The sequence below is a fragment of the Herbaspirillum sp. alder98 genome (assembly GCF_020179755.1).
Taxonomy (GTDB): Bacteria; Pseudomonadota; Gammaproteobacteria; order Burkholderiales; family Burkholderiaceae_D; genus Herbaspirillum.
The window spans coordinates 1-18,258 of the sequence record NZ_JAIUCY010000003.1 but is presented as its reverse complement, the minus strand read 5'-3'; the positions used below and the strand labels follow the sequence as shown (position 1 = coordinate 18,258).

Annotated in this window: 21 protein-coding genes; 11 read left to right on the top strand and 10 right to left on the bottom strand. The window is 62.2% G+C overall.

Annotation, left to right across the window (positions count from 1 at the left end; genetic code table 11):
- The 7 genes from LBW87_RS07925 to LBW87_RS07895 all read left to right on the top strand — a co-directional run bounded on the left by LBW87_RS07925 (window position 1) and on the right by LBW87_RS07895 (window position 6,599).
- Complete coding sequence (locus LBW87_RS07925; protein ID WP_225200915.1) at window positions 1–441, top strand: HIT family protein; 441 nt, start codon at window positions 1–3, stop codon at window positions 439–441.
- Window positions 442–495: 54 nt separating this feature from the next.
- Entirely contained in the window at window positions 496–927 is a 432-nt protein-coding gene (locus LBW87_RS07920; protein WP_225200914.1) for a gamma-butyrobetaine hydroxylase-like domain-containing protein, read from the top strand.
- A gap of 84 nt (window positions 928–1,011) precedes the next feature.
- Window positions 1,012–1,746, top strand: a complete 735-nt coding sequence (ubiE, locus tag LBW87_RS07915; protein WP_225200913.1) for a bifunctional demethylmenaquinone methyltransferase/2-methoxy-6-polyprenyl-1,4-benzoquinol methylase UbiE — start codon at window positions 1,012–1,014, stop codon at window positions 1,744–1,746.
- A 102-nt stretch (window positions 1,747–1,848) separates the two neighbouring features.
- A complete protein-coding gene (locus LBW87_RS07910; RefSeq protein WP_225200912.1) occupies window positions 1,849–2,814 on the top strand; it encodes a Tim44 domain-containing protein in 966 nt (321 codons plus the stop codon).
- A gap of 82 nt (window positions 2,815–2,896) precedes the next feature.
- Window positions 2,897–3,499 carry an SCP2 domain-containing protein gene (locus LBW87_RS07905; protein WP_225200911.1) on the top strand — a complete coding sequence of 201 codons (603 nt, stop codon included), beginning with the start codon at window positions 2,897–2,899 and terminating at the stop codon, window positions 3,497–3,499.
- Window positions 3,499–5,070, top strand: coding sequence for a ubiquinone biosynthesis regulatory protein kinase UbiB (gene ubiB, locus LBW87_RS07900; RefSeq protein WP_225200910.1), 1,572 nt, complete (start codon window positions 3,499–3,501; stop codon window positions 5,068–5,070). The genes LBW87_RS07905 and ubiB overlap by 1 nt, the downstream gene beginning before the upstream one ends.
- An 83-nt stretch (window positions 5,071–5,153) precedes the next feature.
- Window positions 5,154–6,599: an MFS transporter gene (locus tag LBW87_RS07895; protein ID WP_225200909.1), complete on the top strand. Its 1,446-nt coding sequence runs from the start codon at window positions 5,154–5,156 to the stop codon at window positions 6,597–6,599.
- Between the two features lie 4 nt (window positions 6,600–6,603).
- Here LBW87_RS07895 and LBW87_RS07890 read toward each other — a convergent pair whose 3' ends face one another.
- Complete coding sequence (locus tag LBW87_RS07890) at window positions 6,604–7,530, bottom strand: LysR family transcriptional regulator (protein WP_225200908.1); 927 nt, start codon at window positions 7,528–7,530, stop codon at window positions 6,604–6,606.
- 125 nt (window positions 7,531–7,655) lie between these two features.
- Here LBW87_RS07890 and LBW87_RS07885 point away from each other — a divergent pair, with 125 nt between their 5' ends.
- Window positions 7,656–8,414 (top strand): 3-oxoacyl-ACP reductase family protein, encoded by a 759-nt coding sequence (locus LBW87_RS07885; protein ID WP_225200907.1) that lies wholly within the window; start codon window positions 7,656–7,658, stop codon window positions 8,412–8,414.
- A 118-nt stretch (window positions 8,415–8,532) separates the two neighbouring features.
- Here the strand turns inward: LBW87_RS07885 and trpC are convergent, their stop codons facing one another.
- The 6 genes from trpC to rpe form a co-directional block, all read right to left on the bottom strand.
- Window positions 8,533–9,333: an indole-3-glycerol phosphate synthase TrpC gene (gene trpC / locus LBW87_RS07880; RefSeq protein ID WP_225200906.1), complete on the bottom strand. Its 801-nt coding sequence runs from the start codon at window positions 9,331–9,333 to the stop codon at window positions 8,533–8,535.
- A 16-nt stretch (window positions 9,334–9,349) separates the two neighbouring features.
- A complete protein-coding gene (gene trpD, locus LBW87_RS07875; RefSeq protein WP_225200905.1) occupies window positions 9,350–10,387 on the bottom strand; it encodes an anthranilate phosphoribosyltransferase in 1,038 nt (345 codons plus the stop codon).
- Between the two features lie 26 nt (window positions 10,388–10,413).
- The gene (locus tag LBW87_RS07870; RefSeq protein ID WP_225200904.1) at window positions 10,414–10,989 is read right to left on the bottom strand and encodes an aminodeoxychorismate/anthranilate synthase component II; all 576 of its coding nucleotides are present in this window, start codon (window positions 10,987–10,989) and stop codon (window positions 10,414–10,416) included.
- Window positions 10,990–12,486 carry an anthranilate synthase component I gene (trpE, locus tag LBW87_RS07865; protein ID WP_225200903.1) on the bottom strand — a complete coding sequence of 499 codons (1,497 nt, stop codon included), beginning with the start codon at window positions 12,484–12,486 and terminating at the stop codon, window positions 10,990–10,992. It abuts the gene before it with no gap.
- Window positions 12,487–12,819: 333 nt separating this feature from the next.
- Complete coding sequence (locus LBW87_RS07860) at window positions 12,820–13,500, bottom strand: phosphoglycolate phosphatase (RefSeq protein ID WP_225200902.1); 681 nt, start codon at window positions 13,498–13,500, stop codon at window positions 12,820–12,822.
- Window positions 13,501–13,517: 17 nt separating this feature from the next.
- Entirely contained in the window at window positions 13,518–14,183 is a 666-nt protein-coding gene (rpe, locus tag LBW87_RS07855) for a ribulose-phosphate 3-epimerase (RefSeq protein WP_225200901.1), read from the bottom strand.
- 216 nt (window positions 14,184–14,399) lie between these two features.
- On the opposite strand from rpe, the gene apaG reads away from it, so the two are divergent.
- A complete protein-coding gene (gene apaG, locus LBW87_RS07850) occupies window positions 14,400–14,774 on the top strand; it encodes a Co2+/Mg2+ efflux protein ApaG (RefSeq protein WP_225200900.1) in 375 nt (124 codons plus the stop codon).
- Between the two features lie 38 nt (window positions 14,775–14,812).
- Here apaG and LBW87_RS07845 read toward each other — a convergent pair whose 3' ends face one another.
- Entirely contained in the window at window positions 14,813–14,956 is a 144-nt protein-coding gene (locus tag LBW87_RS07845) for a hypothetical protein (protein ID WP_225200899.1), read from the bottom strand.
- Window positions 14,957–14,971: 15 nt separating this feature from the next.
- On the opposite strand from LBW87_RS07845, the gene LBW87_RS07840 reads away from it, so the two are divergent.
- Entirely contained in the window at window positions 14,972–16,213 is a 1,242-nt protein-coding gene (locus LBW87_RS07840; RefSeq protein WP_225200898.1) for a murein transglycosylase A, read from the top strand.
- A 105-nt stretch (window positions 16,214–16,318) separates the two neighbouring features.
- Here the strand turns inward: LBW87_RS07840 and LBW87_RS07835 are convergent, their stop codons facing one another.
- Window positions 16,319–16,756 (bottom strand): universal stress protein, encoded by a 438-nt coding sequence (locus LBW87_RS07835; RefSeq protein ID WP_225200897.1) that lies wholly within the window; start codon window positions 16,754–16,756, stop codon window positions 16,319–16,321.
- Between the two features lie 184 nt (window positions 16,757–16,940).
- On the opposite strand from LBW87_RS07835, the gene LBW87_RS07830 reads away from it, so the two are divergent.
- Window positions 16,941–17,717, top strand: a complete 777-nt coding sequence (locus LBW87_RS07830; protein WP_225200896.1) for an enoyl-CoA hydratase — start codon at window positions 16,941–16,943, stop codon at window positions 17,715–17,717.
- 356 nt (window positions 17,718–18,073) lie between these two features.
- Here the strand turns inward: LBW87_RS07830 and LBW87_RS07825 are convergent.
- The coding region (locus LBW87_RS07825; protein WP_225200895.1) for a hypothetical protein at window positions 18,074–18,258 on the bottom strand (185 nt) is incomplete at its 5' end.

Here is an 18,258-nt window from a genome sequence, read left to right as displayed (position 1 = left end):
ATGAGCGCCACCTGTGATCTGTGCGCCGGCGATGGCGGCGAGGTGCTGTGGCAGCATCCGTCGTTTCGCGTGGTGCTGGTCGACGAACCGGATTACCCGGGTTTCTGCCGGGTGGTCTGGAACAGCCATGTCAAGGAAATGACCGACCTGGCGCCGTCCGACCGGACCCTGGTGGCCAACGCCGTGTGGGCGGTCGAGGCCGCAGTGCGGGCCACGATGGCGCCGGAGAAGGTCAATCTGGCCACGCTGGGCAACATGACGCCCCACGTGCATTGGCACGTCATTCCGCGCTATCCGGATGACTGTCACTTTCCCGCGCCGGTATGGGCCGCGCCACAGCGCGCTGCCGATCCGGCGGCGCTCGAAGCGCGTCGTGCCCGGTTGCCGCAACTGCGTCTGGCGATCCAGCAGCAATTGCAGGCCGCTGCCCTTGACGCCTGATGTTGCCGGGTTTGTCCCGGTGCCCGCTTTCTCTTATTGAATCGTGAGTCCTGCATGAGCTCTTCATCGTCGCCGGTTCCGCTGTCGTTCAAGGTCCGCAAGCTGTCGCGCGTGGTCGAGGTCGAGTTCGACGATGGCGCCAGCTTTGCCTTGCCCTTCGAACTGATGCGCGTATATTCGCCTTCGGCCGAGGTGCGCGGCCATGGTCCCGGCCAGGAAGTGCTGCAGATCGGCAAGCGCGAGGTTGGCATCGACGGTATCGAACCGGTCGGCAATTACGGCGTCAAACCGCTGTTCTCGGATGGCCACGTCAGCGGCATCTACACCTGGGATTTCCTGTACCAGCTGGGCCGTGACCAGGCCCCGATGTGGGAAACCTACCTGCAGAAGCTGGAAGCCGCCGGCTTTACCCGCGACGGCGGACGTGATCCGCAGGCCGTGCCGCTGGAGCAGGGCGGTGGACACGGTTGCGGTCACAAGCACTAAGGCGGCAAAGCGCCGATTTATAATGCGCTCTTCACGCTGTCGCGTGTCATTGCGCTCATCACCAATTCCAGTCACATACCAGCCATGACCAACACCACTCATTTCGGTTACGAAACAGTTGCAGAAGAAGACAAGGTCCGCAAGGTCGGCGAAGTGTTCCACTCGGTGGCCGCCAAGTACGACGTCATGAATGACTTCATGTCGGCCGGCCTGCATCGCATCTGGAAAGCCTTCACCATCGCCCAGGCCGGCGTGCGGCCGGGCTTTAAGGTGCTCGATATTGCCGGTGGCACCGGCGACCTGTCGAAGGCCTTCGCCAAGCAGGCCGGCCCCTCCGGCGAAGTGTGGCTGACCGATATCAACGAATCGATGCTGCGCGTCGGTCGTGATCGCCTTCTCAACAAGGGCGTCGTGACGCCCACCATGCTGTGTGACGCCGAGAAACTGCCGTTCCCCGATAATTACTTCGACCGCGTGTCGGTCGCCTTCGGCCTGCGCAACATGACCCACAAGGATGCCGCGCTGGCCGAGATGCGGCGAGTGCTCAAGCCCGGCGGCAAGTTGCTGGTGCTGGAATTCTCGAAGGTCTGGGAGCCACTCAAGAAGCCCTACGACGTGTACTCGTTCTCGGTGCTGCCGTGGCTGGGCAAGAAGGTCGCCAATGATGCCGACAGCTACCGCTACCTGGCCGAATCGATCCGCATGCACCCCGACCAGGAAACGCTCAAGCAGATGATGGAGCAGGTCGGGCTGGAGCGCGTCCAGTATTTCAACCTGACCGCCGGCGTTGCCGCATTGCATACCGGCATCAAGATGTAGTTGAGAAGTTAGAGGTTAGAACTTAGAAGTCAGAGGTTAAGGGTGGCTTAAGTTTTTGCGGCAACAATGCACCACCCGAGGCTCTTTTGAAGAGGTCCCCCCATGAAAAAAACTCTATTGTTCCTGATGCTGGCGTTGACCTCGTTGACGCTGGTGATGTCGCCGGCTGATGCCAAGCGTCTCGGCGGCGGCGGTTCGTTCGGCAAGCAATCCTCGAATTACTCGCGCCAGGCGCCGGCCAGCCCATCGTACGGACAATCGTACTCGGCGCCTGCGCGTCCGGCAGCGCCTGCTGCTGCCCCCGCGCCGCAGAATATCCCGGCCAAGCCGGCCAGCCCATGGCGCAATATCGTCGGTGGCGCCCTGGTCGGCCTGGGGTTGGGCGCGTTGATGTCGCACTTCGGCATGGGCGGCGCCGGTGGCGGCATGTTCGGCTCGATCATCACCTTGCTGCTGCTGGGTGGCGTCGCCTTCTTCCTGTTTCGCATGTTCTCGCGGGCGCGCCAGGAGCAAAGCACTAACCCGGCCTATGCCGCGCCGATGCCGGGCGTAAGCCCGATCGGCAGCGCCGCCGGCGCCACGCCCGAGATCGGCTCCGGCCTGCGCGACATCAATCCACCTCCGGCCGCGTTGCAAGGCAATGCCTACGGCACGTCGTCGGCCCCGCCGGCCACGCCTGTGGCCATCGAGAAGTGGGGTATCCCGGCCGACTTCGATGCGCCCGGTTTCGTGCGCAACGCCAAGACTTACTTCATCCGCTTGCAGGCGGCATGGGATCGCGCCGATATCAACGATATCCGCGAATTCACCACGCCCGAGATGTTTGCCGAACTGCGCCTGCAATTGCAGGAACGCGGCGCCTCGGCCAACGCCACCGATGTGGTGCAGCTCGACGCTGAGCTGCTGGGCATCGAAACCCAGGCCTACGATTACCTGGCGACCGTTCGCTTCCAGGGCCTGATCAAGGAAGCGCCGGAACTGTCGGCCGAGCCGTTCGCCGAGATCTGGAACCTGTCCAAGCCGCAAAACGGTGGCGGTTGGGTATTGGCTGGCATTCAACAGGTCTGAGCCCGCCAAGCTGTTAAACTTGAACCGCCCGCAATCCGGGCGGTTTTATTTTGTCGATTCCCTGGACGTCATTCACTAACACATGCCCTCGCTGCCCGACCTGACCTCGATCAACCCGATGAAGCCCGCTGCCGCCGTGGTCAACCACCTGCTGGCGCAAGAGCCCTGGGCGCGCCAGAAGCTGGTGGCCCATGCCGGCAAGCTGGCCTGCATCGACACCGGCGCGGTGCAGTTGCGCCTGAAGGTGGCCGCCGACGGCTATGTGCAGGACGCCGCTGCCGATCAGGCCGCCAACGTCACTATCCGCATCAAGCTGTCGGACCTGCCCCTGATCGCGGCCAATCGCGAACGCGCAGTGTCGTATGTGAAGCTGGAAGGCGACGCCGATTTTGCCAACGCCATTTCGCAACTGAGCCAGAACCTGCGCTGGGACGCCGAAGATGACCTGGCGCGCGTGATTGGTGACGTCGCCGCCACCCGTGTGGTGTCGGGCGCGCGCGGCCTGGTCGATACCCTGGTGGCCACGCATCGCAAGGTGACCGAGAATGTCGCCGAATATTTCCTTGAAGAGCAACCCATGTTGATACGGCCCCGCATGCTGCAAGACTTTTCTTCCGACGTGGTGCGCCTGCGTGACGATGTCGAACGGCTGGTCAAGCGTCTCGAGAAGCTGGAGCGTCGCTGATGTTCTTGCGTTCCCTGCGCCTGCTCAAGATCATCCGCGTCGCCATCCGCTACGGACTGGACGAAATCATCGCCACCGAATTCGCGCCGCCCCGTATCGCGCGCATTGCCAACGCCATCTTCTTCTGGCGCGACCTGTCGGCGCCGCGCGGCGAGCGGCTGCGTCGCGCGCTGGAAGACCTGGGACCGATCTTCATCAAGTTCGGCCAGGTGCTGTCGACCCGGCGCGACCTGATGCCGCCCGATATCGCCAACGAACTGACCCGCCTGCAAGACCGCGTGCCACCGTTCGATTCCGACCTGGCCGCGCTGCAGATCCAGAAGTCGCTGGGCGCGCATCCCAATGAACTGTTCGCCACCTTCGAGCGCGACCCGGTGGCCTCGGCCTCGATCGCCCAGGTGCATTTCGCCACGCTCAAGGATGGCAAGGAAGTCGCCATCAAGGTGCTGCGTCCCGGCATGCGCGCCATCATCGATCACGATATCGGCTTGATGCATGTCGCCGCCGACTGGTTCGAGCGATTGTGGGCGGATGGTCGTCGCCTGAAGGCCAAGGAAGTCGTGGGCGAATTCGACAAGTACCTGCACGACGAGCTCGACCTGATGCGCGAGGCCGCCAACGCCAGCCAGTTGCGCCGCAACTTTGCCGGCTCGACCTTGCTGATGGTGCCGGAGATGTACTGGGACTATTGCTCGCCGTCGGTGATCGTGATGGAACGCATGCACGGCATCCCGATCTCGCAGACCGAGCGCCTGGCGCAGGAAGGCGTCGACCTGGCCAAGCTCTCGCGCGATGGCGTCGAGATCTTCTTCACCCAGGTGTTTCGTGATGGCTTCTTCCACGCCGACATGCACCCCGGCAATATCCTGGTGTCGGTCGCGCCCGAGACCTTCGGTCGCTACATCGCGCTCGACTTCGGCATCGTCGGTACGCTCAACGATTTCGACAAGGATTACCTGTCGCAGAATTTCCTGGCCTTCTTCCAGCGCGACTATAAGCGCGTGGCCGAAGCGCACATCGAATCCGGCTGGGCGCCCAAGGAAACCCGGGTCGACGAGCTCGAGGCGGCGGTGCGCGCCTGCTGCGAACCGATCTTCGATCGCCCGCTGAAAGATATCTCGTTCGGCCAGGTACTGCTGCGGCTGTTCCAGACTTCACGCCGTTTCAACGTTGAAGTGCAGCCGCAGCTGGTGCTGCTGCAGAAGACCTTGCTCAACGTCGAAGGACTGGGGCGCCAGCTCGATCCCGACCTGGACCTGTGGAAGACCGCCAAGCCCTACCTGGAGCGCTGGATGAGCGAGCAGATCGGCTGGCGCGGTTTCGTCGAGCAACTGAAGGTCGAGGTGCCGCGCTACAGCCGCTTGCTGCCGCAGATTCCGCGCCTGGTGCACCAGGCGCTGACGCATTACACCGAAGGTGACAGCCATTCGCAGAATGCCGACCTGCTCAAGAAACTGGTGGCCGAGCAGCGTCGTACCAACATGCTGCTGGGCGTGGTGGTGTATTTCGGTGGCGGACTGGTGGGTGGCATCGTCGTGATCCAGCTGCTGCTGCACTTCCTGCGCTTCTGAACCTGCGCGTGCAATGATTTAACGTTGAGCCCCCCGAAACGCCGGCGCCCGCCGGCGTTTCGCATACAAGAACAGGAACGCCAATGGCCGAGACCGAACCGCAAGCAGAACGTGATCTGCGCGTGCGCCTGTTGCCCTACATCGTAGCGGCAACCTTCTTCATGGAATACCTCGATACCACCATCATCGCCACGGCCTTGCCGCAGATGGCGCAGTCGTTCGGTGTCGGGCCCAATGAACTGAGCCTGGGCATGACCGCCTACATGCTGACGCTGGCGGTGTTTATCCCCATCAGCGGCTGGGTCGCCGATCGCCTCGGGTCGCGCACGGTGTTCGGCGCGGCGATCGTCATTTTCACGTTCGCATCGATCCTGTGCGGCTACTCGCAGACCGTATTTGAATTCACCGCCGCGCGTGTGCTGCAAGGGCTGGGCGGCGCCATGATGGTGCCGGTCGGGCGCATGATCGTGGTTCGCAGCACCAGCCGCGAACACCTGATGAAGGCGATCGCCACCATCACCTGGCCGGCCATCGTGGCGCCGGTGGTAGGGCCATCGGTGGGCGGTTTCATCACCACCTATGCCTCGTGGCACTGGATCTTCCTGATGAACGTGCCATTCGGCATCGCCGCCTTCATCGCCGTCATGGCGCTGGTCAACAACGAGCAGGGCGGGGCGCGCCGACCGCTGGATGTGCTGGGTTTCATCCTCTCCGGGGCGGCCTTGACCTCGCTGCTGTATGGCACCGAGATCGCCAGCCATACCGGATCCAATGTGCTCGAAGCGCTGGGCTTCATCGCTGGCGGCATCGCGCTGGGCTGGCTGGCCTGGCGCCACATGCGCCGCACCGAGCATCCGTTGCTGGATTTTTCCAATCTCGGCACGCCGACCTATTCGGTGACGGTGATCACCGGTTCGCTGACCCGCATCGGTATCGATGCCGTGCCGTATCTGATGCCCCTGATGTTCCAGATCGGGTTCGGCCTGTCGGCCTTCCAGTCGGGTCTGCTGTTGCTGGCCACCGCCCTGGGCAACCTGGGCATGAAGGCTTTCACGACCCGCATCCTGCGACGCTTCGGTTTTCGCCGGGTGGCGGTGACCAATGCCGCCATCGCCGGCTGCGCCATCATCGCCTGCGGCTGGCTCACGCCCGGCACGCCCTTGCTGCTGACCCTGGCGGTGGTGTTCTGCTATGGCTTGTCGCGCTCGATGCAATTTACCACCCTGGCCACGCTGGCCTATGCCGACATCAGCGAAGCCCGCAAGGGATCGGCCAGCACCTTGTGGAGCGTGGCCCAGCAGATGACGATCGGCATGGGCATCGCCTTCGGCGCGCTGGCCTTGCGCATCGCCGCCTATGTGCGCGGCGAGGCCGTCGACGGCAGCGCGCACTTCGTGCTTGGCGACTTCCAGTGGGCGTTTGCCCTGGCCGGGCTGGTGACGTTGATTTCGGTGCAGGGTTATCGCGGCCTGGCGCGTGACGCCGGCAACAATATCGGCGGCGGCGCGCGCCGTGCCGCCGGCCGCTGAACGCTTAGCGAACCGCTGAAAAGCGTTCCGCCAGCGCCTGCCGGCGGAACTGCTCCACCATGAAGTCGACGAACACCCGGGTCTTGGCGGGCATCAGCCGCGCCGCCGTGAAATAGAGCGACAGCGTGCCGCTGTCGACATACCAGTCGGGCAAGACCCGCATCAGCGTGCCACGCTCCAGGTAGAGCACCGCATGTGGCATCGACACCAGCGTCACGCCCAGTCCCATTTCGGCGATTTCACAGGCGGCGTTGGGGTCGCTCATGGTCATTCTTACCTTCAATGTCACCGGCGCCTGCGCCCCGGCACGGTCGCGCAAGGTCCATGGCCGCACGCGACCGGTCTGCGGCGAACGGATCAGGATGCCATCGTGCAGCGCCAGGTCTTGCGGCGAGCGCAGCGGGGCGTGGTCGGCCAGATAGGCGGGCGAGGCCAGCAGCACCCGGTGCGCCGGCGCCAGTTCGCGCGCCACCACCCCGGGCGACAGGTCGATGCCGCCGCCGATGGCGGCATCGAAGCCTTCCGCGATCAGGTCGACCGGGCGGTTGTCGAAATGCCAGTCGGGCGAAATGGCCGGGTAGCGCTGCAAGAAATCGCCCAGCAGCGGCACCACGTATTGGCGCCCGAACCCGGTGCCCATGCTGACCTTGAGCGTACCGGCCGGGTGCCCGTCGGCGGTGGCCAGGTTATTGACCGCATTACGAATGGTGCCCAGCGCGCCGCCCACTTCCTGCAGGAAGCGTTCGCCGGCCTCGGTCAGCGTCAGCTTGCGGGTGCTGCGCTGGAACAGACGCACGCCCAGGTTGGATTCGAGCCGCGCGACATTCTTGCCGACTGCCGCCGAGGTCAGTCCCATGCGACGCGCGGCCGCCGAGAAGCTGCCGGTGTCGGCCGCGTTGACGAAGCATTCGATGCTGATCATGGATTCCATGACGGCGATTTTAAACCAATGGTTTAAAAAGAAGATAGTGATTGCTATCTAGTCGAACCATAATCAAAAAACGATACTTGCTTCACCCCATCCGGGTTTTCCCTCAACTGAACAGGAGCAAGATCATGTCGAACCAACAAACCACCCCATCCCTGGCCAACAAGGTTGCTTTCGTGCAAGGCGGCTCGCGCGGCATCGGCGCGGCCATCGTCAAGCGCCTCGCAGCCGACGGCGCCACCGTCGCCTTTACCTACGTGACATCGCCCCAGCCGGCACAGGAACTGGTCACCCAGATCGAAGCCGCCGGTGGCCGCGCCCTGGCGATCCAGGCCGACAGTGCCGACGCCGCTGCCCTCAAGCAAGCCATCAGCATTACCGCCGAGACTTTCGGCCGCCTCGATATCCTGGTCAACAATGCTGGCGTGCTGGCATTGGGTCCGATTGATGATTTCAAACTGGAAGACCTGGACCGCACCCTGGACGTGAATGTGCGCAGCGTCTTCGTGGCGACCCAGGAAGCAGTGCGGTTCATGAAAGAGGGCGGTCGCGTTATCAGCATCGGCAGCACCAATGCCGAGCGCATGCCGTTCGAAGGCGGCGCGGCCTATGCGATGAGCAAGGCGGCACTGGTCGGCCTGACCAAGGGACTGGCGCGTGACCTGGGCAAGCGCGGCATTACCGTCAACAACCTGCAGCCAGGCCCGGTCGATACCGACATGAATCCGGCCAGCGGCGATTTTGCCGAGACATTGAAGGGGCTGATGGCCTTGCCGCGCTACGGCAAGGTAGAAGAGATCGCCAGTTTCGTGGCGTATCTGGCCGGTCCTGAAGCCGGTTACATCACCGGCGCCAGCCTGACCATCGATGGTGGTTTCTCGGCTTGAGTGCGCAGCAGTCCCGGGCAGTGTCTGTTGCCCGGGATGTTTTGAATGCGATGAAAAAACGGGGCCCTGACGTTCATCAGGGCCCCGGTGCTTTTGATTGCTACTGCTGATATCTGGCTTATGCAAACAACCGGGCCAGTTCCTCGCCCGGTTCCTTGGCCCGCATGAACGCTTCGCCCACCAGGAAGCCATGCACATTGGCGTCACGCATGCGCTTCACATCTTCCGGGGTGGCGATGGCCGACTCGGTGATCACCAGCTTATCGTCTGGAATGCGCGGCAGCAGGTTGAGCGTGGTGTCGAGGGTGGTCTCGAAGGTGCGCAGGTTGCGATTGTTCACACCCAGCAGTCGCGTCTTCAGCTTCAATGCCGCGTCCAGCTCGGCGCCGTCGTGCACTTCCACCAGCACCGCCATGCCCAGCTCGTGGGCGCAGGCTTCCAGCTCGGCCATCAGGCCGTGGTCCAGCGCGGCCACGATCAGCAGGACGGCATCGGCGCCCCACGAGCGGGCCTGGTACAACTGATAGATATCGACCATGAAATCCTTGCGGATGACCGGCAGGGAGCATGCCGCGCGGGCCTGCTTCAGATAGTCGGGCGCGCCCTGGAAGAACTGCTCGTCGGTCAGCACCGACAGGCAGGCCGCGCCATGCGTGGCATAGCTGACCGCAATCTCGGCGGGCCGGAAATCGGGGCGGATCACGCCCTTGGAGGGCGAGGCCTTCTTGATCTCGGCGATCACGCCAGCCTGGCCGGCGGCAATTTTCTCGCGCAGGGACGCCTCGAAGCCGCGCAGTTCAGAGCGCGCTTCGCTGTCGGATTCGACGTCGCGTCGCAGGCTGGCGAGGTCTTGCTGCTTCTTGGCAAGGCGAACTTCTTCGGCCTTGACGTCAAGGATCTTGTTGAGGATGTCGGACATGATGTTCCCGTCTGGATTAGTGTTTGCCGCCCAACTGGCGGGTAACTTGCACGAACTGGTCGAGCTTGGCGCGGGCCGCGCCGCTGGCGATGGCTTCGCGCGCCTGCGCGAGGCCTTCGGCAATCGACTTGGCGCGACCGGCCGCATACAGCGCGGTGCCGGCGTTGATCAGCACGATATCGTGCACCGGGCCGGGTTCGCCTTGCAGCGCTTCAAAGATCTTCTGCTTCGATTCGGCCGCGTTGGCCACTTGCAGGTTACGGCTGGCGAACATCGACAGGCCGTAATCTTCCGGATGGATCTCGTATTCGCGGATCTCGCCATCGACCAGCTCGCCGACCATGGTGGCGCCACCGAGCGTGACTTCGTCGAGGTTATCACGGCCCCACACCACGATGGCATGCTGCGCGCCCAGGCGCTGCAATACCCGCACCTGGATGCCGACCAGGTCGCCGTGAAACACGCCCATCAGGATATTGGGCGCGCCGGCCGGGTTGGTCAGCGGCCCGAGGATGTTGAAGATGGTGCGCACGCCCAGCTCCTTGCGCACCGGCGCGGCGTGCTTCATCGCCGCATGGTGGTTGGGCGCGAACATGAAGCCGATGCCGGTCTGGGCAATCGATTGCGCCACCTGCTCGGGTTGCAGGTTGATGTCGGCGCCCAGGGCTTCGAGCACATCGGCGCTGCCCGAGGACGACGACACGCTGCGTCCGCCATGCTTGGCCACGCGGGCGCCGGCGGCGGCGGCCACGAACATCGAGGCGGTGGAAATGTTGAAGGTATGGGCGCCGTCGCCGCCGGTGCCGACGATGTCGAGCAGGCCGGTGGTGTCGGCCATCGGCACCTTGGTGGCGAACTCGCGCATCACCTGGGCGGCGGCAGCGATCTCGCCGATGCTTTCCTTCTTGACGCGCAGGCCCATGGTGAGGGCCGCGATCATGACCGGCGACATCTCGCCACTCATGATCTGACGAAACAGCGTCAGCATCTCGTCGTGAAAGATTTCGCGGTGTTCGATACAGCGCAGCAGCGCTTCTTGCGGGGTGATGGCCATGACTTGGGTTCCGTTGGTTGCAGGCATTACGCGTGGGCGCTGCCAGTCAGGAAATTCTTGAGCAATGCGTGTCCGTGTTCGGACAGGATCGATTCGGGGTGGAACTGCACGCCCTGCAGGTCGAACTGCTTGTGGCGCACGCCCATGATTTCGCCGTCGTCGGTCCAGGCGGTCACTTCCAGGCAATCGGGCAGGGTCGCGCGCTCGATGGCCAGCGAGTGATAGCGGATCACGGTATAGGGCGAAGGCAGGTCCTTGAAGACGCCCACGCCGGTGTGCGCGATCTTCGACGTCTTGCCATGCATGACCTGCTTGGCGCGCACGATATTGCCGCCGAATGCCTCGCCGATCGCCTGGTGGCCCAGGCACACGCCAAGGATCGGCAGCTTGCCCGTGAAATGCTTGAGCAGGTCGACGCAGATGCCGGCTTCCTTCGGACTGCAAGGGCCGGGCGAGAGGCAGATGCGTTCCGGCTTGAGGGCGGCGATCTCGTCCAGCGTGATCTCGTCGTTGCGGATGGTCAGCACCTCTTCACCCAGTTCGCCGAAATACTGGACCAGGTTGTAGGTGAACGAATCGTAGTTGTCGATCATCAGCAGCATTTAGATTTCTCCATCCAGGCCATCTTGAACTTGTTCGGCGGCGCGCAGCACGGCACGCGCCTTGTTTTCGGTTTCTTCCCATTCCATCTCAGGCACCGAGTCGGCCACGATGCCGGCGGCGGCCTGCACGTAGAGCGTGCCATCCTTGATGACGCCGGTGCGGATCGCTATGGCCACATCCATCTCGCCGCCAAACGACAGGTAGCCGCAGGCGCCGCCGTAGATGCCGCGCTTGGACGGTTCCAGTTCGTCGATGACTTCCATGGCGCGCACCTTGGGCGCACCCGACAGCGTGCCGGCCGGGAAGGTCGCCTTGAGCACGTCCAGGTTGGACATGCCGGGCTTGAGGATGCCTTCGACATTGGAGACGATGTGCTGCACGTGGGAATATTTTTCGATCACCATCTGGTCGGTGACCTTGACGCTGCCGGTAGCGGCGATGCGGCCGATATCGTTGCGGGCCAGGTCGATCAGCATCACGTGCTCGGCGATTTCCTTGGGGTCGGCCAGCAGCTCGCGCGCCAGTTGCTCGTCGCGTTCGATGGTCGAGCCGCGCGGACGGGTGCCGGCCAGCGGGCGAATGGTGATTTTCTTCTGGTCGGGACCGATGGCTTCATTGCGCACCAGGATCTCGGGCGACGAGCCGACGATCTGCATGTCGCCGAAGTTATAGAAGTACATGTAGGGCGACGGGTTGATCGAGCGCAGCGCGCGATACAGCATCAGCGGCGAATCGACATACGACTTGCGCAGGCGCTGGCCGATCTGCACCTGCATCAGGTCGCCGGCCATCACGTATTCTTTGGCACGCGCGACGGCCTTGAGGTATTGCTCCTTGGGGAATTCGCGGATGGTCTCGGTGCGCACCGAACCGGTGGTGACCGGCGCATCGGCGGCACGGCGCAGCATGGCGCGCAGATCCCTGAGACGCTGGCGCGCCTTGGAATAGGCTTCCGGCTGGGTCGGGTCGGCGTAGACGATCAGGTACAGCTTGCCGGACAGGTTGTCGATCACCGCCAGTTCCTCGGTGAGCAGCAACTGGATGTCGGGCAGGCCGAGGGTGTCGGGCGGGGCGGTCTTTTCGAGGCGCTTCTCGATATAGCGTACGGCATCGTAGCCGAAGTAACCGGCCAGGCCACCGCAGAAGCGCGGCATGCCGGGACGAATCGCGACCTTGAAGCGCGACTGGTATTGCGCGATGAATTCCAGCGCGTTGCCTTCTGCAGTCTCGATGACCGTTTCATTCTTGAGCACTTCGATGCGATTGCCGGTGCAGCGGATCTTGGTCGAGGCCGGCAAGCCGATGAAGGAATAGCGACCGAAGCGCTCGCCGCCCACCACCGACTCCAGCAAAAAGGTATTGCGACCGGTCTGCTGGCTCTGCGCCAGCTTGAGATACAGGGTCAGTGGCGTCTCGAGGTCGGCGAAAGCTTCCGTGATGAGGGGAATGCGGTTGTAGCCTTCGGTGGCCAGCGATTTGAATTCGAGTTCTGTCATGTGGGCTCCTGAGCGTCATTGTAGAGCACGCTGCAAGCCCCTTCCGCCGGCGGCATGCGCGAGCGGACAGGGCGAAAGCGGACTCTCGTCGACGGTGTCGTTGATGGCTTTACCGGCGTCGACCGGCTTTATTTTCTGAAACTGGGGATACGGTGTTGCAACAACTTCCGGCGCGCAGGCGCGGCCGGAGGCAAGGCTTCTTATTGAGCCTGGAATTGCCAGCGTCGCCACAGCCAGGCCTCAGGGGCGGCTGTATGTTGGGCGGTGCGTTTGTTGTTGCGAAACATTGATGTGTGGTCGCGATCTGGAGTGTTAGTCGATCGATGACAGGTGTCAGTCGGTCGAAATTTGCTGCGCTGCTTCGAGAAGCGTCTGAACTATACCATCCGAATCGACGTCGTGTATAGATTCGCCGTGGTTGTAGCCATACGGCACATTGAGCACCCGGCAACCCGCCGCGCGCGCGGCCTGGGCGTCGTTGGACGAGTCGCCGATGGCCACCACCTGCGCCGGCGCCAGGCCGAAATCGTGGCAAACCTGCAGCAGCGGCATCGGATCGGGCTTCTTGCGGGGCAATGAATCACCGCCATACACCACGTCGAAAAAGCCGCGCAGGCCTTTCTTCTCGAGCAACGGCAGCGTAAAGGCAATCGGCTTGTTGGTCACGCAGGCCAGGCGCAAGCCCTTCTTTGCCATCGCCTCCAGGCCTTCCTTGACGTCCGGATAGAGGTCGGCGAAGTCGCCATTGATGGCCAGGTAGTGCTCGGTGTAGGACGCCAGGGCCTGGTCGAAATACTGCTCGGCCTCGTCTTCGCCATAATCCACCGCCAGCACCCGGCGCATCAGGTTTTCAGTGCCCTTGCCGACGAAATTGACGATGGTTTCCTGCGCCAGCGGCGACAGGCCAAGCTCGGCGCGCATGCGATTGACGGCCACATGGAAATCGCCGGCGGTGTCGAGCATGGTGCCGTCGAGGTCGATGATGGCAGCCTTGATGTTGACGAGCTTGGTCATGGGTTTGATTTATTTAGTCAGAGTGCGGCCAGCTCGGCGCGCATGGCGTCGATCACGGCCTTGTAGTCGGGCTTGCCGAAGATGGCCGAGCCGGCCACGAAGGTGTCTGCGCCGGCACGGGCGGCTGCGGCGATGTTCTCGACCTTGATGCCGCCATCGACTTCGAGCAGGATGTCGCGGCCCGACTCATCAATGCGGCGCCGCACCTCGGCGATCTTCTTGAGCGCCTCGGGAATGAACGACTGGCCGCCGAAGCCGGGGTTGACCGACATGATCAGGATCATGTCGATCTTGTCCATGACATGGTCGAGGTAATGCAGCGGCGTGCCGGGATTGAACACCAGGCCCGACTTGCAGCCGTTGTCGCGGATCAGCTGCAGCGAGCGGTCGATGTGTTCGGACGCTTCGGGGTGGAAGGTGATCAGGTTGGCGCCTGCACGGGCGAAATCGGGAATGATGCGGTCCACCGGCTTGACCATCAGGTGCACGTCGATCGGCACCTGCACATGCGGACGGATCGCCTCGCACACCAGCGGGCCGATGGTCAGATTGGGGACGTAATGATTGTCCATCACATCGAAATGGATGAAGTCGGCGCCGGCGGCGACGACATTGCGTACTTCTTCGCCCAGGCGGGCAAAGTCTGCGGAAAGGATGCTGGGAGCGATACGGTAGGTCGGCATGGCTGAAAAAATGATGGCTTGATCGACGGCAGCCAGCCTGTTCCGGCACTTTCGGCAGGCGGCGGGAGGCTGCAAAAGGCGTTATTCTACTCCCTCGCACCGCTGCGATGCGCCTGCCTTGCTTGCGCTGCGTGCTGAATTGGTGTGCAATCCGGGTGGCGGCGCGCCTGCGCTTGCCTCCGCATCCATAACCGTACGACAACACAGGATATCCAAATGGCAGTGTATGAGCTGACGGTGACGGTCAAGACCCAGTATCTGGAAGAGCAGTCGGATCCGTCCCGCTCGCACTACGTGTTCGCCTACGCGATCAGTATCGTCAACAGCGGCAACATTGCCGCGCAACTGATCTCGCGCCACTGGATCATCACCGATGCCAATAATCATGTCGAGGAAGTGCGCGGCCTGGGCGTGGTCGGCCACCAGCCTTTCCTGCAGCCGGGGGAGCAGTTCGAGTACACCAGCGGCACTGCCATGAAGACGCCCCAGGGCTCGATGCACGGCGAATACTTCTGCGTGGCCGAAGATGGCGAGCAGTTCGACGTGCGCATTCCCGAGTTCGTGCTGTCGCTGCCGCGCACGCTGCATTGAGCCGGGCGGTCGCCATCGCGGGTTGAGCGACGGATTTTTTATCGCTTGTCGCTGTCTTCTGGTTTGTCCGGCGCTTTGGCCTGGTGCTCGTCGAGCCCCTTGCGGCCCGAGAACATGGTCCACCATACGATGAAGACCAGGAGCAGCAAGGCGCCGCAGGCTTCCAAGATCAACCATAACATTTGAATCAATCCCCGATGTCATTGAACCGTTTGCCGACCAACCGTTTTATCAAGCGTCTTAGTGTAACCATATCGACCGTATCGGTCGCCGTCCTGCTGGCAGCCTGCCAGACCACGCCTACTACCTCGACTGGTTCACCCTCCGGCCCCGCCGTCACGCCCACGCCGTCGAAGCCGTCCGCGCAACCGGGCCCGGCCATGCGCGCGGCCAGCTTTGCGCAACTGCCTGGCTGGAACCGCGATGACCTGCGCGAAGCCTGGCCGGCATTGCAATCGTCCTGCTCGGTGATGATCCGCAAGCCCGAATGGCGCGCCGCCTGCAGCGCGGCCCAGCAGGTCAACGCCGCCGACGCTGGTCTGTTGCGGGCTTATTTTGAAAGTTATTTCACTCCCTATCAGTTATTCAATGCCGATGGCAGCGACAGTGGCCTGGTGACCGGTTACTACGAACCATTGCTGAAGGGCTCGCGCCGTCGCGGCGGGGCATACCAGACGCCGTTGTACCAGGCGCCGGACGACCTGCTGACGATCGACATGGCGTCGGCCTATCCCGAGCTGAAGAACCTGCGCCTGCGCGGCAAGGTGGTGGGGCGCAAGGTCGTGCCCTATCCCAGCCGGGCCGAGCTGATGCAGTCCAACGCGTTGGTCGGTAGCGAGCTGGTATGGGTGGACGACCCGGTCGAGGCGTTCTTCCTGCAGGTGCAGGGCTCGGGCCGGGTCTATCTGCCCGAAACCCGCGAAACCATCCGCATGGCCTATGCCGATCAGAACGGACGCCCCTACAAGTCGATCGGGCGCTATCTGGTAGACAAGGGCGAAATGGACCTGTCGCAAGCCTCGGCGCAGAACATCAAGGCCTGGGTCAAGGCAAATCCGGCGCGCAAGGAAGAGTTGCTCAACAGTAATCCAAGTTATGTTTTCTTCAAGGAAGAAAAACTGCCGGATCCCTCCAAGGGGCCCAAGGGGGCGCAGGGCATCCCGCTGACGCCGCAGCGATCGATTGCCATCGATCCGCAGCATGTGCCGCTGGGCGCGCCGGTATTCTTGTCTACCACCCTGCCTAACAGCGACAAGCCGTTGCAACGGCTGGTAGTGGCCCAGGATACGGGCGGTGCGATTCGCGGTGTGGTGCGAGCCGATTACTTCTGGGGCTTTGGTGACGAGGCCGAAGACATGGCCGGCTCGATGAAGCAGCGCGGCGCGATGTGGGTGTTGCTGCCCAAGACGATGAGTGTGCCGGCCACCGCAGGTAACTAATCAGTCCAATGGACTAAACAACAAGAAGCCTGGCCCCAGTGATGGGCGCCAGGCTTTTGTTCTTTGGCGGCGCGCTATATATAGTTGACGCAGTTGACGCGTCAACTAGCGCAGGACCAGTACCGGAATGGTCGAATTGGCCAGTACCTTCTGTGTCTTGCTGCCGAGAAACATGCGCGAGATCCCGCTGCGGCCATGCGAGGCCATGAAGATCACGTCGCAGCCGTAGGTCTTGGCTGCGGTAATGATTTCTTCATCCGGTGAAAAGGACAGGACGGTAGCGGTCTGGCAGGGTACGCCCGCCACGGCGGCCGCATCGCTGATCTTCTTGACGTGCTGTTCGGCCAGGGTGCGCACGTTTTCCTCGTACAGGCTCGGGTCGATCGCCATCGAACTCTCGGCCAATGGCGAAAAAGGATAGGGCTCGGCTACCGAGATGCCGATGATGCTGGCGCCACAATTGCGGGCATAGTCCACGGCAGTGTTGATCGCCTTGTCTGAACGGTCGGAGCCGTCCGTGGGAACCAGAATAGTCTTGAACATAAGAACCTCCTTATAGATATGGGGGGAAGAGGTGCTTCCAATATATGCTGAGACTGCCTTGCTTGCATGGAATTCCAGCTACGCGTTGCGCCAAGTCAGATTTCTTGATTATTCTGGTGCCCGGCGCACGGTTGTTATTGCTTACTTTCTGCTGCTTACCTGTATCTATATATAAGGAGACTCCATGAGCTATCAAAATATCCTGGTGGAAACCCAGGGCCGGGTCGGCGTGATCCGCCTGCATCGCCCCAAGGCGCTCAATGCGCTCGACGACACGCTCATGACTGAACTGGGCCAGGCATTGCTGGCCTACGATGCCGACGACGAGATCGGTTGCGTGATCGTCACCGGTAGCGAAAAGGCGTTTGCCGCTGGCGCCGATATCGTTGCCATGGCCGATTTCACCTATATGGACGTGTTCAACGGTGAGTTCATTACCCGCAACTGGGAAACCATCCGCCGCGTGCGCAAGCCGGTGATTGCGGCGGTGGCCGGGTTTGCCCTGGGCGGCGGGTGTGAATTGGCAATGATGTGCGATTTCATCATCGCCGCAGACAACGCCCGCTTCGGCCAGCCCGAGATCAAGATCGGGATCGTGCCGGGTGCCGGTGGCACCCAGCGCCTGCCGCGCGCGGTGTCCAAGGCCAAGGCGATGGACATGGCACTGACCGCCCGCATGATGGATGCGCAGGAAGCCGAGCGGGCCGGGTTGGTCTCGCGCGTGGTGCCTGCCGATAAACTGATGGAAGAAGCGCTGGCTGCCGCCAATACCATCTGTGACATGCCGCGCCAGGTCGCCATGATGGTCAAGGACTCAGTAAACCGCGCCTTCGAGTCGACCCTGACCGACGGTCTCAGGTATGAACGGGCGCTGTTTTATAGTTGCTTTGCAACCGAAGACCAGAAGGAGGGCATGAAAGCCTTCATCGAGAAGCGCGCGCCGACCTTCAAGAACGGCTGATGGGAAAAAACCGCCCAATTGCCAGGTGATTTACTTAGACAAATGCCCGCCCCGCGAGGGGCGGGCATTTGTTTTATAACAGCGCCGGATCGGCGAAATCGCCCGAAAGGCAGGCCGGTATTGGAGGAGGACGTTTCTGTTAGTCGTGAGAGCCGGTGCACGGTAAATTATTTTGCATAATTCTTTAAAAAGCACTTGCGCGACAGTTAGGCCGTTGCTATAGTTCGCCCCCTGCTGAAGCAACGCAGAAAGCGGAGTGAAGAACGAAGCGAAAGTTGCGAGCTGAGGCGGGTGAGAAGTAAAAGGTTTTGAATGATTTATCCAGGCGAGCAACGACAAGCGCCGAGATAAAAAGTTTAAAGAAAAGCGAAAAAAGTAGTTGACGCGATTCGATAAAAACCACATAATCTCATCTCTCTGCTGCTGACAAACAAAACGATTTGTTGGCGACGCAAGCGAAGCGAAAGCGACGCGGTGCGACAGAAAAGATCTTTAAAAATTAACAGCCGATAAGCGTGGGCGTTTAATGGAAGCGACAGAC

Coding starts and splice junctions, on each gene's coding strand:
- trpD (WP_225200905.1), bottom strand. CDS start 10,387: ATGGCCATCACCCCGCAAGAAGCGCTGCTGCGCTGTATCGAACACCGC.
- apaG (WP_225200900.1), top strand. CDS start 14,400: ATGGCAGTGTATGAGCTGACGGTGACGGTCAAGACCCAGTATCTGGAA.
- rpe (WP_225200901.1), bottom strand. CDS start 14,183: ATGCCGACCTACCGTATCGCTCCCAGCATCCTTTCCGCAGACTTTGCC.
- ubiE (WP_225200913.1), top strand. CDS start 1,012: ATGACCAACACCACTCATTTCGGTTACGAAACAGTTGCAGAAGAAGAC.
- LBW87_RS07845 (WP_225200899.1), bottom strand. CDS start 14,956: ATGTTATGGTTGATCTTGGAAGCCTGCGGCGCCTTGCTGCTCCTGGTC.
- LBW87_RS07835 (WP_225200897.1), bottom strand. CDS start 16,756: ATGTTCAAGACTATTCTGGTTCCCACGGACGGCTCCGACCGTTCAGAC.
- LBW87_RS07905 (WP_225200911.1), top strand. CDS start 2,897: ATGCCCTCGCTGCCCGACCTGACCTCGATCAACCCGATGAAGCCCGCT.
- LBW87_RS07890 (WP_225200908.1), bottom strand. CDS start 7,530: ATGGAATCCATGATCAGCATCGAATGCTTCGTCAACGCGGCCGACACC.
- LBW87_RS07840 (WP_225200898.1), top strand. CDS start 14,972: ATGTCATTGAACCGTTTGCCGACCAACCGTTTTATCAAGCGTCTTAGT.
- ubiB (WP_225200910.1), top strand. CDS start 3,499: ATGTTCTTGCGTTCCCTGCGCCTGCTCAAGATCATCCGCGTCGCCATC.
- LBW87_RS07910 (WP_225200912.1), top strand. CDS start 1,849: ATGAAAAAAACTCTATTGTTCCTGATGCTGGCGTTGACCTCGTTGACG.
- trpC (WP_225200906.1), bottom strand. CDS start 9,333: ATGTCCGACATCCTCAACAAGATCCTTGACGTCAAGGCCGAAGAAGTT.
- LBW87_RS07860 (WP_225200902.1), bottom strand. CDS start 13,500: ATGACCAAGCTCGTCAACATCAAGGCTGCCATCATCGACCTCGACGGC.
- LBW87_RS07885 (WP_225200907.1), top strand. CDS start 7,656: ATGTCGAACCAACAAACCACCCCATCCCTGGCCAACAAGGTTGCTTTC.
- LBW87_RS07870 (WP_225200904.1), bottom strand. CDS start 10,989: ATGCTGCTGATGATCGACAACTACGATTCGTTCACCTACAACCTGGTC.
- LBW87_RS07920 (WP_225200914.1), top strand. CDS start 496: ATGAGCTCTTCATCGTCGCCGGTTCCGCTGTCGTTCAAGGTCCGCAAG.
- LBW87_RS07895 (WP_225200909.1), top strand. CDS start 5,154: ATGGCCGAGACCGAACCGCAAGCAGAACGTGATCTGCGCGTGCGCCTG.
- LBW87_RS07925 (WP_225200915.1), top strand. CDS start 1: ATGAGCGCCACCTGTGATCTGTGCGCCGGCGATGGCGGCGAGGTGCTG.
- LBW87_RS07830 (WP_225200896.1), top strand. CDS start 16,941: ATGAGCTATCAAAATATCCTGGTGGAAACCCAGGGCCGGGTCGGCGTG.
- trpE (WP_225200903.1), bottom strand. CDS start 12,486: ATGACAGAACTCGAATTCAAATCGCTGGCCACCGAAGGCTACAACCGC.